This window comes from Edaphobacter lichenicola (assembly GCF_014201315.1).
GTDB classification, from domain to species: domain Bacteria; phylum Acidobacteriota; class Terriglobia; order Terriglobales; family Acidobacteriaceae; genus Edaphobacter; species Edaphobacter lichenicola_B.
In genome coordinates this window covers 258,497-272,206 of sequence record NZ_JACHDY010000003.1, presented here as the reverse complement: position 1 = coordinate 272,206, position 13,710 = coordinate 258,497, and the positions used below count along the sequence as shown (strand labels likewise).

Annotated in this window: 12 protein-coding genes; 7 read left to right on the top strand and 5 right to left on the bottom strand. The window is 59.3% G+C overall.

What is annotated here, in order from left to right; genetic code table 11:
* Positions 1 to 125: 125 nt before the first annotated feature.
* Positions 126 to 1,319, top strand: a complete 1,194-nt coding sequence (locus HDF09_RS12440; RefSeq protein WP_311719402.1) for a glycoside hydrolase family 18 protein — start codon at positions 126 to 128, stop codon at positions 1,317 to 1,319.
* Positions 1,316 to 2,557, top strand: coding sequence for a DUF5009 domain-containing protein (locus tag HDF09_RS12435; protein WP_183766709.1), 1,242 nt, complete (start codon positions 1,316 to 1,318; stop codon positions 2,555 to 2,557). Before HDF09_RS12440 ends, HDF09_RS12435 begins: the two co-directional genes overlap by 4 nt.
* Positions 2,558 to 2,577: 20 nt before the next feature.
* Here HDF09_RS12435 and HDF09_RS12430 read toward each other — a convergent pair whose 3' ends face one another.
* The 5 genes from HDF09_RS12430 to HDF09_RS12410 form a co-directional block, all read right to left on the bottom strand.
* Complete coding sequence (locus HDF09_RS12430; RefSeq protein ID WP_183766707.1) at positions 2,578 to 3,735, bottom strand: acyl-CoA dehydrogenase; 1,158 nt, start codon at positions 3,733 to 3,735, stop codon at positions 2,578 to 2,580.
* A gap of 274 nt (positions 3,736 to 4,009) precedes the next feature.
* Positions 4,010 to 5,170 carry a trans-sulfuration enzyme family protein gene (locus HDF09_RS12425; RefSeq protein WP_183766704.1) on the bottom strand — a complete coding sequence of 387 codons (1,161 nt, stop codon included), beginning with the start codon at positions 5,168 to 5,170 and terminating at the stop codon, positions 4,010 to 4,012.
* Between the two features lie 39 nt (positions 5,171 to 5,209).
* Positions 5,210 to 6,136 (bottom strand): cysteine synthase A, encoded by a 927-nt coding sequence (gene cysK / locus HDF09_RS12420; RefSeq protein ID WP_183766702.1) that lies wholly within the window; start codon positions 6,134 to 6,136, stop codon positions 5,210 to 5,212.
* 115 nt (positions 6,137 to 6,251) lie between these two features.
* Positions 6,252 to 7,421, bottom strand: coding sequence for a VWA domain-containing protein (locus tag HDF09_RS12415; RefSeq protein ID WP_260181261.1), 1,170 nt, complete (start codon positions 7,419 to 7,421; stop codon positions 6,252 to 6,254).
* Complete coding sequence (locus HDF09_RS12410) at positions 7,405 to 8,469, bottom strand: VWA domain-containing protein (protein ID WP_183766700.1); 1,065 nt, start codon at positions 8,467 to 8,469, stop codon at positions 7,405 to 7,407. The genes HDF09_RS12415 and HDF09_RS12410 overlap by 17 nt, the downstream gene beginning before the upstream one ends.
* Before the next feature lie 343 nt (positions 8,470 to 8,812).
* Here HDF09_RS12410 and HDF09_RS12405 point away from each other — a divergent pair, with 343 nt between their 5' ends.
* The 5 genes from HDF09_RS12405 to HDF09_RS12385 all read left to right on the top strand — a co-directional run bounded on the left by HDF09_RS12405 (position 8,813) and on the right by HDF09_RS12385 (position 13,667).
* Entirely contained in the window at positions 8,813 to 10,258 is a 1,446-nt protein-coding gene (locus HDF09_RS12405) for a DUF1015 domain-containing protein (RefSeq protein ID WP_183766698.1), read from the top strand.
* A 14-nt stretch (positions 10,259 to 10,272) separates the two neighbouring features.
* Complete coding sequence (locus tag HDF09_RS12400; protein ID WP_183766696.1) at positions 10,273 to 11,001, top strand: phytanoyl-CoA dioxygenase family protein; 729 nt, start codon at positions 10,273 to 10,275, stop codon at positions 10,999 to 11,001.
* A 73-nt stretch (positions 11,002 to 11,074) separates the two neighbouring features.
* On the top strand, positions 11,075 to 11,773 hold the full coding sequence (locus tag HDF09_RS12395) for an N-acetylmuramoyl-L-alanine amidase family protein (protein WP_183766694.1): 699 nt from the start codon (positions 11,075 to 11,077) through the stop codon (positions 11,771 to 11,773).
* Positions 11,770 to 12,444, top strand: coding sequence for a GerMN domain-containing protein (locus HDF09_RS12390; RefSeq protein ID WP_183766692.1), 675 nt, complete (start codon positions 11,770 to 11,772; stop codon positions 12,442 to 12,444). The genes HDF09_RS12395 and HDF09_RS12390 overlap by 4 nt, the downstream gene beginning before the upstream one ends.
* 221 nt (positions 12,445 to 12,665) lie before the next feature.
* Complete coding sequence (locus HDF09_RS12385; RefSeq protein WP_260181258.1) at positions 12,666 to 13,667, top strand: glutamate racemase; 1,002 nt, start codon at positions 12,666 to 12,668, stop codon at positions 13,665 to 13,667.
* The last annotated feature ends 43 nt before the right edge of the window (positions 13,668 to 13,710 follow it).

Genomic DNA, 13,710 nt, shown 5'->3' with positions numbered 1-13,710 from the left:
AAGGGCGGCGAAAGAACTTCGCCGTCCTTTTTATTTGGTGTCTGATCTGACAAAATCCTCATCCAGGTTATCTCCAATGTCGTCGGTTCAATTCACTAACTAGTTAGCAATCTGGGATAAAATTCATGAAGGTTCGCAACAGTTTTTCCAAACTCAGAGTATGTCATAGTCTCTCGCAGGGATTAATTATTCTGACGCTATCTATGTGCGCTCCTGTCCCTTCACACGCTGCAGCATCTCCTGCACCAAAGCAGGAGATCATCGCGTACATCTTTCCAAAAGACAGAATCATCGCGCCCGGAGAAGTCTCAGCAGAAAAATTGACGCGCATCAACTACGCCTTTGCCGATCTACAGAATGGCAAAATCGTCGAGGGCTTCGCGCACGACGCTGAAAACTTCGCTGCCCTCAATGCACTCAAGCACGCCAACCCGTCTCTAACCGTATTGGTTTCGATTGGTGGATGGGCATGGTCGGGCAACTTCTCCGATATGGCTCTTACGAAACAACGCAGAAAGATCTTCATCGAAAGCACCGTTCAATTCATAGAAAAATACGATCTCGATGGCCTGGACATCGATTGGGAGTATCCCGGGATGTCCGGCGACAATCATCGGTTTCGCCCCGAGGACAAGCAAAACTACACCCTTCTACTCAAAGAGTTGAGGGCACGATTCAACCACGAAGAGAAGAAGCTTCATCGTCACCTTGTGACATCTATCGCAACAGGCGCGTCAACAGAGTTCCTCGAACACACCGAAATGGCCAAAGTGCAAAAGTACGTGGACACCGTCAACCTGATGTCCTACGACTACTACGTTCCGAGTTGGGATAAAACCACCGGACACCACGCGCCGCTCTTCACCAATCCGGCCGATCCAAAGAAAATCTCCGCCGACCGTACGATTCACGAGTATGAGAGTGCCGGCGTGCCGGCGAAAAAACTAGTGCTTGGCGTGCCCTTCTATGGAAAGAGCTGGACTCAGGTTCCCAATCAAAACCACGGACTCTTTCAGCCGGGCAAGGAAGCGCCCAACACCTATCTCCCGTACAGCTCTCTAATCAGCTTGCAGAGCAGCGGTTACATCCGGTACTGGGATGCTCAAGCTTCTGCTCCCTATCTCTACAATCCGGACACACAGACCTTCATATCGTATGAAGACCCTGAATCGCTAAAAAAGAAATGTGAGTACGGGCTTGATCACAAACTAGCCGGCGTCATGTTCTGGGAGTACTCCGGCGATTCTGCCAACGCTCTCTTAGATTCGATCGATACCGGTCTTCAGTATCATCCCGCCACGGCAACGGAGTCCAAATGAATTCGACGATAGAACTGCCCCTGACGAGCGTGACCAGTTCAACCCGTGCCAGCCGCGTCGCATCCATCGACATCTTTCGCGGACTCACGATGACCCTCATGATCTTTGTTAACGAATTGGCCGCAGTCAAAGGCCTTCCCTGGTGGAACTATCACGCCCCCGCAAAGGTCGACGCCATGACCTACGTCGATATGGTGTTCCCAGCTTTCTTATTCATCCTGGGGATGACAATTCCTATCGCCCTCGAACATCGCATTCGTAAAAACCCATCGCTGCCTGCTCTCTCGCTCCATGTGATCCTGCGCACCATTGCCTTGATCGTCCTCGGCCTCATTCTCGCAAACGCAGAGGTTGGGAGCCGTTCGCTGATGGGGATCGATCCAATGCTATGGACCATCCTCGCCCTCATCGGTGCCGTACTTTATTGGAACGTATACAGCCGCTCCGAACGCCACAAAACTCTATTTCGCATCCTGCGCTTTTCCGGCCTGGTATTGATGGTCGCAATGTTTGCCATCTTCCGCAGAGCGATGCCCGACGGACACGCCGCATGGATCAGTACCTCTTATCCAGAGATCTTGGGATTGCTCGGATACACCTACTTCGCCGTCTCAATCCTATACATCGCAACTCGCCGATGGCGCTGGGCACCCCTCGCATGGTTTATCGCTATGACGGCCCTCTGCGTCGCATCAACGGCAAAGTGGATCCCATTCCCGGGCCATATTCCCCTCTACGTCTGGCCGTTCGGTAACGGAGCCATGGCTTCAATCGCATTGGCAGGTGTCGTCACCTCGGGCATCTTTGTAGATAGCCGCAGCCTCCGGCCGACCACCCTTCGACAAAAATCGATCGCCGCCATCTCATTCGGCGGCATCACGCTCCTAGGCGGATGGCTCCTTACTCCACTAGGCATCTCGAAGATCCGCGCCACTCCAACCTGGTGTCTCTACAGCATCGGCTGCAGCGTCCTACTATTCACGCTGCTCTACTGGGTCTGCGATGTCCGGCGAGCAGTGCGCTGGGCTGCATTCACGCGCCCAGCCGGCGAGAACACACTCCTCACCTATCTGCTCCCTGACTTTTACTTCTTCATCGCGTCCGCGTGTGGCTTTACATACTTTGCCGAGCACGCTAACTCCGGCTTCGCGGGCGTACTGAGATGCATGATCTTTACCGCATTGATCCTGGCGCTCGCTGCCCTTCTAACGAAATGGAAGCTAAGACTTCAGATCTAACCGACACACAGTAACCCGCGCTAGCCGCGGCTGGGACTCTTCCCAAGCAGCTCGCGCGCAATCACCATCCGTTGAATCTCGCTCGTCCCCTCGCCGATGGGACACAGCCTCACATCGCGGTAGAACTTCTCCGCCGGATAATCCTTGATGAACCCATATCCTCCATGAATCTGCACCCCCTCGTCGCAGATCCTGCACGCCGCCTCGCTCGCATACAGCTTTGCCATCGCCGACTCCAGCGTCACCTTCTTGCCTGCGTCCTTCATCTGCGCCGCACGCATCGTCAACAACCACGCCGCGTCCAGCTGCGTCGCCATATCTGCCAGCTTGAACTGAATCGCCTGAAACTCGCTGATCGCCTTCCCGAACTGTCGTCTCTCCTGCGCATACTTCATCGCCGCATCGAGCGCACCCCGTGCCATCCCAAGACTCAGCGCAGCAATTGAAATTCTCCCTCCATCCAGCACGCGCATCGCATCTTTGAACCCGTCTCCCTCTTTGCCAACCAGGTTCTCCGCCGGAACCTCGCAGTCCTCGAAGATCAGCTCTGCCGTATCGCTCGCTCGCAAGCCCAGCTTGTTCTCCTTGCGCCCCGACCTGAACCCCTTAGTCCCGCGCTCCACCACAAACGCCGAGATCCCGCCACGTGTTCCCTTCTCCTTATCCGTCACCGCGAGCACCACAGCGCAGTTCGCATAAGTCCCGTTGGTGATGAACGTCTTACTCCCGTTCAGCACCCACTTGTCTCCCTGCTTCACCGCCGTAGTGCGCGCACCACCCGCATCCGAACCCGATCCTGGCTCCGTCAAACCCCATGCACCAAGCCACTGCCCGCTCGCCAGCTTCGGAATCCACCGCTTCCTCTGCTCATCGTTACCACCCAGCATGATGTGATTCGTACAGAGCGAATTGTGCGCCGCGACGATAATTCCGACACTCCCGTCCACCCGCGAGAGCTCCTCAATCGCCAGCACGTACTCCACGTAGCCCATCCCCGCACCGCCCAGCGACTCGGGAAAGATCACGCCCAGCAAACCCATCTCTCCAAGCTTCTTCACCACCTCATGCGGAAACTCGCTCTTTTCATCCCACTCCGAAACGTGGGGTGCAATCTCGCCCTCAGCAAAGGCTCGTACCGCACTCTGTAACTGCTTCTGCTCATCCGTCAACCCAAACATGAACCCTCCAGCGCGTTATAACCTGCGCTAATACATGTATCACATCCATGCATACTCTGGCACGTGCAACAAATGGCCCGCCGGATGGGCCCACTGCGCGTGGGGGCGGTCACTTCGTAACATGTGTACTGCTTCGCGTGGCGCTCCCGTTGGTCGCGAAGAAAAATGATTCCGACCAACGGGAGGCCTATGTCGCTCAGCCTGCCCAGACCGGTATACGCGTCACGAAGTGACCGCCCTCCGCGCAGGAGGCCCGCCCGGCAGGACACAATCGTCAGATCTTATCCAGCGCCTGTCCCAAATCCGCGACAATATCCTCCACATCCTCGATCCCCACCGACACACGCATCAATCCATCCGTGATCCCCAGGCGCGCACGCCCCTCGGCCCCCACCGCAGCATGCGTCATAGTCGCCGGATGACAGATCAGCGTCTCAACTCCTCCGAGGGACTCTGCCAGCAGACCAAGCCTCAGCCCCTTGGCAAACCTGTTGGCCTTCTCCAGCGACCCCAGTTCCATCGAGATCATCGACCCGAAACCATGCTGTTGCCGCTTCGCCAGTTCATGCTGCGGATGTTCCACCAGCCCGGGATAAAACACCTGCTGCACCTTTGCATGACCCTTCAAAAACTCAGCAACCACGCGGCCATTTGCATCATGCTGCTTCATCCGCACAGCCAGCGTCTTCACTCCGCGCAGCAGCAGATAGCTCTCAAACGGCGACAGGATTCCACCCGTACACTTCTGCACAAACCGAAACGTATCCGCATGCTCCGGCTTGGTGCAGATCAACACGCCACCCAGTCCATCCGAGTGGCCATTCAAAAACTTCGTCGTCGAGTGCATCACGATATCGGCGCCCAATGCGATCGGCTGCTGCAGATAGGGCGACAGAAACGTGTTGTCCACGCTCAACTCCACACCCTTCGCATGGCAGATCCTCGCTACCGCGCCAATATCCGTCAGAGACATCATCGGATTCGTCGGCGTCTCGATATGCACCAGTTTCGTTGCCGGAGTAATCGCAGCCGCAACATTCTCAGCCACGCTCGTGTCGACATAGGTAAACGTCAGCCCATAGTTCGTCAGTACCTTGTCGAACAGCCGCCCCGTCCCACCGTACACATTATCCGAGCAGACCACGTGGTCGCCCGACTTCATCATCGTGCACAGCGCCGTAATCGCCGCCATCCCGCTGCCGAACACATGAGCACTCGTCCCGCCTTCGAGCGAGCACAGGCTCTCCTCCAATGCATCCCGTGTCGGATTCGTCAGCCGCGCGTACTCATGCCCCTTGTTCTTCCCGATCTCCTCCTGCTGATACGTCGAGGTCAGATAAATCGGCACATTCACCGCGCCCGTCAACTCGTCCGGAGCCTGCCCATCGTGAATCGCTCGCGTTGCAAACCCAGCTCTCTTCTTCGCTTCTGTCATTTGTAACCTCAATTATCACAATTTATTCAAATCTAAAAATTAGTCCAGCAGCGCCTTCGACAAATAGCGCTCCGCCGAATCAGGAATCACCGTAACCACTCTCTTCCCCGCTCCAAGCTCCCGCGCCACATCCACCGCCGCGCACAGCATCGCCCCTGCGCTCGACCCTGCAAACACACCCTCTTCCGCAGCCAGTCGTCTCACCATCTTCAACGCCGGCTCGTCCATCACCATCATCACGCGATCGCACACAGAGCGGTCAAACGTCGCAGGAATAAACGAAACCCCAATCCCCTCCACCTTATGCGGTCCCGGCTCGCCGCCCTCCAGCACACTCCCCTGCGGCTCCACCGCTACCGTCAAAATCGCCGCACGCTTCTTCTTGAAGAATCGAGCCACTCCAGTAAACGTCCCCGCCGATCCCACCCCCGAGACCCACGCATCCACCCGCCCTTCCATCTGCTCCCAAATCTCCACCGCCGTCGTCTCCTCATGAAAGTCAGGGTTCGCCGGATTCTCAAACTGCAGCGCAGCAAACGCCCCCGGCGTCTCTTTCTCGAACTGCAACGCCCGTCGAATCGCCCCCGCCATCCCCTCGGCCTCAGGCGTTCGCTCCACCGTCGCACCAAGCCCGCGCATCAGCTTGCACTTCTCCTCGGCAAACTGCTCCGGCACGTACAGCATCACCTTGTATCCGCGATTGACTCCGATCAGCGCAAGCCCAACGCCGGTATTCCCAGCCGTCGCCTCCACAATCGTGCCACCAGGCTGCAACACGCCCCGCCGCTCAGCGTCCAGCACAATCCCAAGCGCCGCTCTATCCTTGATGCTTCCACCAGGATTCAAGTACTCGAGCTTCGCCCAGATCTCTCCGCAGCCGTCACTGCCACTTCCCTGTTCAAGCCGGCGCAGACGAACCATAGGCGTCTGCCCCACTAACTCCAAGATGCTCTCAACAACCTTCATCAACCCAATCCTTCACAAGCAAAAATCGATCGTCAGATCAATCTGACAGACTTCAATCTGACAGACGGAGGCGTCCTGTGGCAATCGCCCGCAACTCCATCAGCGATCCTACGCCTCAGTTCTTCTTTCCGGGATCACTAAAGCCGGCGCTCCCACCTTTGCTCGCGTCCGCCACCACCCTCGGATAATACCCCGTCCGCGTCCGCACCGACAGCCGGCCAAAGCTCTTGGACTTAGCCTCCACATGCACCTCGCGATACCCGCCCAGCGTCGGCGACTTCGTCGAGTGATACGAGATCGTGTACTGCGTGCGAATATCCTTCGCCACCTCCGCAGCGATCTCGTCCACCTGATTCACCGACTTCGGAAAATACGCCGCCCCACCCGTCTGCTCCGCCAGCGTCTCCAACACCCTGCGCGCATGTCGCGACTCGCGTTTATCCGTATCCTCGCCAAACAGCAGCCCCACACAATAGATCACCGGCCCATCGAGATCCTGAATCCTGCGAATCGTCTGCTCCAGCGTCGCGCTCGAAGCATTGTCTTCGCCATCTGTAATCACCAGCAGCACCTGCTTCGGATGCTTCGCGTTCTTCGCCAGATAATCCGCCGAAGCCACCAGCGCATCGTAGATCGCCGTGCCACCGCTCGACTTGATATATCCCAGCCCCTGCTGCAGCTTGTCGATATTGTTCGTAAAGTCCTGATCGATGAACGCCTCCCACGAGAAGTCCACCAGGAACTCTTCATCCTCGGGATTCGACAGCTTCACAAAATCAAGCGACGCCTTATCCACCGCCTGACGCTTGTCATACATCGACCCCGAGCTGTCGATCAGCAGTCCCAGCGACACCGGCAGGTCCTCATGACGAAACGAGTTGATCGTCTGCGGAACTCCATCTTCATAGATATGAAACGCATCTCTATCCAGCGTCTGAACCGACCGACCGCTTCCATCCAGCACCGTCGCATTCAGCCGCACCTCGTAAGCATCCTGCCGCAGCGTGTACTTGCCGTTCTCGCGCGCAATCGTTCCGGCCGCCACTCCCTGGGGCGCGCCAGTCTGACTCTGCGCCGGCAGATCAGGATCAGGCGAAGCCACAGGATCGCGATCCACCGTCAGAGAAGGCTGTTGCGAAGCGGGTTGTTGTTTCGCGGGTGGCTGCGAAGTTGTCTGCGGAGATGCGGGCCGCTGAGCCCATCCCGCCGACGCCCCACCGGCCATCAGCAACAACCATCCTGCGGCGGCCATCCCCGGCTGAAAACGTCTACTGCGAAGGTGCATAGTACCCCTGGCGATTATGTACCGTCAGGTTCGGAAGCCCTGGCGGCGGAACGAGTCGTATCTTCAATTTACGCCAGTTCCCATCCTGCTTCACCTCCGACGGCCTGTACCCGATCACATATTCATTTCTCAGCTCCGCGCTGATCCGCGAAGCAATATCTCCCAGATCCCCCATCTCCGACACCCGGAACATCCTTCCTCCAGTCATATCGCAGATATCCGTCAGCAGGATCGGCCCCAGCTGCTCCTCGGTCGTCGGCGCATACTGATCGAAGATCCCGATCGAGTAGATCTGCACATCGCTCTCCCGCACCACACGCCGCAACTCGCCCTCCGTATAACGGCTTCGATTATCTCCGCCATCCGAGATAATCAGCAACGCCTTCCGTTCAAACTTCGCCTGCTTCAGCTTATCCACACCAAGATAGATCGCATCGATCAGCGCCGTCCGATTCTCCGGCTTCAACATCACCATCCGCGCCTCCACGTCATCCACATCCGACGTGTAGTCCACAATCACCGCAGGACGATCGTTGAACCCCACCACGAAAAACTCGTCCTGCGGATTGGACGTCCTCAAAAACTCACTCAACGCCTTCCGCGCCCGTACAAACTTAGACGACATGCTCCCGCTCAAATCGAAGATGATCCCAATCGTCACCGGCGCATCCTGCGTCGAGAAGCTCTTGATCACCTGTCCCACATTATTGTCGAAGACCTCGAAGTTCTCCCGCTCCAACCCCGTCACCAGACGATTCATCGGATCGGTCACCGTCGCCGGAATCAGAACCAGGTTTACATCCACCCGAATCCGCGCATCCCGCCTCGAGGTTCCCAGCGCAGCCGCATTCGCCGCACCTTCAATCACCGGCTTCTTCTCCTCAGGAGTCTTCGGCGCAGCAGGCGGCGCAGGCGTATGAACCACATCCAGCGGATTCTCCTGCTCCTGCGCGTAGCAAACTCCACTCCTCGTTGCACCCCACAGACTCAGGCCCAGCAACACCACAAGCCCCCACCCGGCCCGACGCCCTCTCAGGCGACCCGCCATCCAATCTCTTCCCCCGTCGTCCCCCGCAACTACCCCGTCCCGTCTGTTGATCTCCATCTCGGCACCTATGCAATCCTCGCGACCACTCAGTTGTCGCACCATCTGTGGAGCCTTTTACCAATCACCCAACCCACAGCCCGCCAAGTCCATCAGATGCTGCGTTCTGAAGATAATAGACCCCGTGTCAACCCCTTTTGTCATCAATTCATCACAGCCTGCGCGCCGGTACTGTCTCGTCAACGTTCTACGTACGCATCCGGATTTATCCCGCCCCTTCTTACCCTCTCTTCACGTCCAACCCGTACAATCACCTCATATTCCAACTCTGGAGAACCCTCAAAGCATGGCCCGTCTTTACCCCTTCCGCGCCCTCCGTTACGACCCCGCCCGCGTCAACATGGAAGACGTTGTCACCCAGCCCTACGACAAGATCACCCCGGCCATGCAGCAGCACTACTACGAAGCCAGCCCCTACAACCTAATCCGCGTCATCCTCGGCAAACACGAGCCCGGCGACACCGAAGCGCAGGACTTCCTCCCCCACGGCGAACAGGCCCGCAACGTCTACACCCGCGCCGCCGAAACCCTCCGCGAGTGGCGTCGCGACCGCGTCCTCGCCGAAGAGTCCGAGCCAGCCGTCTACGGCTACTCCCAAACTTACACAGTGCCCTGCGAAGTCCCCGGCACCCCCGAAACCCGCGAACGCCGCGGCTTCATCGCCCTCGGCCACCTCTACGACTACGCCGACAAGGTCGTCTACCGCCACGAACAGACCTTCCCCAAGCACAAGTCCGACCGCCTCGCCCTCTTCAAGGCCACCCGCGCCTACTGCGAGCAGATCTACATGCTCTACTCCGACCCCGCCTTCACCGCCGAAAAGCTCATCTTCGGCGCCAGCGGCCCCGGCAAAGACTTCAGCGGCATGATCGGCCCCGACACCGCCCCAGCCGACCTCGCCATCACCGACGAGTACAACGTCGTCCATCGCGTCTGGAAGATCACCGACCCCAACACCATCAATCTCCTCCTCACCGCCATGGCCGACAAGAAGCTCATCATCGCCGACGGCCACCACCGCTACGAGACCTCCGTCGCCTACGCCAAGGAGCGCTCCGCCCAGCTCAAACTCCCCTTCAAGCAGGCCATCCCCGGCGACGAAGACAGCTCCCCCTCCGTCATCGCCGACGGCGACACCCGCTCCACCCTACCCGTCCCCGCCTTCCCCGAAGCCGCCATGATGATGACCTTCGTCAACATGGACGCCCCCGGCATCACCATCCTGCCCACCCACCGCGTCGTCCACGGCCTGACCAGCTTCAGCTCACCCGACTTCGTCACCAAAGCCAGCGCCTTCTTCAACGTCAAAGAGCTCCCCACACCCGACCTAGCCGCGCTCAACGCCACCCCCGGCACCGCCTTCCTCGCCGCCACCGGCGACGGCAACTACCTCCTCACCCCCAAGCCCGACGTCATCGCAGCCGCCCTCAAAGGCATCTCCCCCCGTCAGGCCCAGCTCGACGTCGTCCAACTCCACAGCATCATCCTCGACAAGCTCCTCGGCCTCGATCAGGACACCATCACCCGTCTCGGCAACGTCCGCTACATCCGCGAGGCCGACGAAGCCACCGCGCTCGTCGCCAGCGGCGACGCCGACATCGCCTTCCTCATCAAACCCATCACCCTCGACCAGCTCCGCGACATCTCCCTCTCCGGCGACGTCATGCCCCAGAAATCCACCGACTTCTACCCCAAACTCCTAAGCGGCCTCGCCATCTACGCCCTCGACTAACCAGCGAAGCAGACATGAACCAGACTGATCTCAAAGCTGAAGTCGATGCGAACGGATTTGCCATTCGAGAGGCCGTCCTCTCCCCGGGTGAGGTGGAGAAGCTGCTGCTTTCGCTCGAAAGAATCGGGCAAGACGGACCTGTAAGAAAGCGCGGAGGAGTCTTTGCCATCCGAAACCTTTTAGACGCATCCTCTGAAATCCGGAACGTCGCTCATTCACCCGCTGTCCGCGAGTTGGTCGAACCTATTCTGGGATCGGAGTTCTTTCCAGTCAGAGGTATCCTCTTCGACAAAATCCCAGATGCAAACTGGAAAGTACCGTGGCATCAGGATGTGACGATTGCAGTTCAAGACAAGGTCGAAACCGAAGGTTTTGGACCGTGGTCCGTAAAGGCCGAAGTACTTCATGTTCAACCGCCAGCCTCAATTCTGGAGTGCATGCTCTCTGTCCGGCTTCATCTCGACGATTGTGGCGAAGAAAACGGAGCGTTGCGCGTCATTCCCGGTTCGCATAAACGCGGTCGAATTCCCGAGGACCAAATCCAATCCATTCGAGATATCTCGCACGAAGCTGTTTGCAGCGCGAAACTTGGCGGAGCGTTGCTAATGCGGCCTCTTTTGCTTCATGCTTCATCTCCTTCTCGAATACCCGGGCATCGGCGAGTCGTTCACATCGATTTCGCCGCCTCCTCCCTTCCATCTGGAATGCGCTGGTTCTCTGAGACTGCTCCTGCCGCAGTTTGAATCAGGATTGGCACTGTTAGCGCCATCCGCCAAACCCATCCATTTACAATCAAACCCGCAACACTCAAACCCTTTGACCCTCCCCCTAAAGCAATTCGCCGCGTGCCTATCCCTCGTTCTCATCACGAGCCTGGCCGCCTACGCCCAGCAGCCCATCCCCCGCACCACCATCTTCCTCGACCCCGCCCACGGCGGCCCCGACCCCGGCGCGCGGCTCTCCGACAGCCTCCCCGAAAAATCCCTCACCCTCGCCTTCGCCACCCGCCTCCGCACCGTCCTCTCCACCGCTGGCTTCTCCGTCATCGCCACCCGCGACACCGACCCCACCGTCCCCTTCCCCACCGACCAGCGCGCCGAGATCGCCAACCACTCCCACCCCACCGCCTGCATCGTCCTCCACGCCACCGCCAGCGGCAACGGCGTCCACATCATCACCTCCGACGTCCCCCCGCCCCACGACGACACCGACACCCGCCACGTCATCCCCTGGGACACCGCCCAATCCGCCTCCATCCCCCAGAGCCTCGCCCTCGCCAACGCCCTCGGCCTCGCCCTCCTTCACTCCCGCCTGCCCGTCCTCCTCAGCCGCGCCTCCCTCCGCCCACTCGACAACCTCACCTGCCCCGCCGTCGCCATAGAGATCGCGCCTCTCACCCCCGCCGACGGCGAAGTCACCCCGGTCACCGACGCCAACTACCAGCAGCAGATCGCCGAAGCCATCATCACCGGCCTCACCAGCTGGCGCCGGAACCAGCTCGGAGCCGCCCGATGATCCCCCGCTACCAGCGCATCCTCTTCTGGAGCCTCTTCGGCGGCATCCTCCTCATGTCGGCCTTTCTCCTCCGCGGCTGCGAGCAGGCCCACAAGCGCCTCGCCGCCCTCAACAACGCCACCCCCATCGCCGCCCCCACCGCCACCACCACCGAAGACATCACGCTCTACCTCGCCAGCGACGACGACGCCTCCATCACCCCCACCACCGAATCCTTCGCCCTGCCCCAGGCCCCCACCCTCCGCGCCCGCACGCTCCTCGAGCACCTCCTCGCAACCTACTCCCTCCCCACCTCCAAACACCCCCTCCAAAGCGGCCCCGCCGTCGACGACGTCTTCCTCCTGGCTCCCCGCGAGACCAACCAGAACAACAAGCCGAACAAACCGAACAAGCCTTCATCCGACCCATCGCAACCCAACCAGTTAGCCATCGTCAACCTCCACAGCTCCTTCGTAGACAATCACCCCTCGGGCATCCAGGTCGAAGCCCTCACCGTGCAATCGATCGTCGGCACCCTCCACTCTGCGCTCCCCCAGATCACCGGAGTCCGCTTCCTGGTCGACGGCCAGCCCCACGACACCCTCGCCGGCCACGCCGACCTCCTCCGCACCTACCCCGCGGTCGACACCACCTCCCACCCAGCCCCACCCACCGAAACTCCTCAGCTATAAAAGAAAGAGCCTTTAAACATAAATAGCTCAACCTCCGCCCTTGCTTTTGTTCTTACCGTCATCCTGAGCGCAGCGAAGGATCCCGAAGACCACCAATCATTCACAACCTTCCGAACCTTTCCGCCAAAACAATAACAAGAGCCTTCACCAAACAAGCAGCCTGAGCAACAGAAACAACCTTCAACAAAAACGAAAAGAACTTCAGCAATAACAAAACAGCCATGACCGACAGCACCGCAGCCAATCCAAACACCGCAAAATCCCTCACCATCGGCGTCTTCGACTCAGGCTTCGGCGGCCTCACCGTCCTCCGCGCCCTCCTCCCGCTCATCCCGCACGCCCATTACATCTTCCTAGGCGACACGGCACGCCTCCCCTACGGCTCCAAGTCCCGCGAAACCGTAGCCCGCTACGCCGTCTCCAGCGCAAAGTTCCTCCACGAGCAAGGCGCCGACCTCCTCGTCATCGCCTGCAACACCGCCACCGCCCTCGCCCTCCCCGACATCCAGCAAGCCCTGCCCATCCCCGTCATCGGCGTAGTAGAACCCGGAGCCCAGGCAGCCCTCGCAACCCATGCATCGTCGCATCAAGACTCGTTATTTCGACCGCAGCGTGATGCCTCCTCGACCCAATCAAAAGATTCGTCATTTCGACCGTACCCTGAGCAAGCGAAGCGCGTCGAAGGGGGAGTGGAGAAACCCGCTTCTTCACCGTCAACGACTCAACTCACTCAACCCAACCACGTCCTCGTCCTCGCCACTCAAGCCACAGTCCAATCCCACGCCTACACCCACGCCCTCAGCGCCCTCGGCCTCGAAGCCAGCGAAAAAGCCTGCCCACTCCTCGTCCCCCTCGTCGAAGAGGGCTGGACCAACCACCCCGTCACCGACGAAGTCCTAAAGATCTACCTCACCGAAGCCCTCGCCGCCGCACCCGCGACGCAGACCCTCCTCCTCGGCTGCACCCACTACCCCCTCATCGAGCCCGCCATCCACCGCATCCTCGACGCCATAGGCCACCCCCTCACCATCATCGACTCCGCCGACGCCACCGCCCGAGCCACCGCCACGCTCGTCGCCCACCATTTCCCCAACCTCACCCCCACCGTCAAACCCGCCTGCACCTTCTACGCCACCGACTCCATAGAAAAATTCCAGCGCCTCGGCTCCAACTTCCTCGGCCAACCCGTCACCGAAGTCAACCTAGTCGACCTGGGCGGCTAAACCACCGCGACAAAAACTGAAGCCACCGGCAACCGATTTTTCT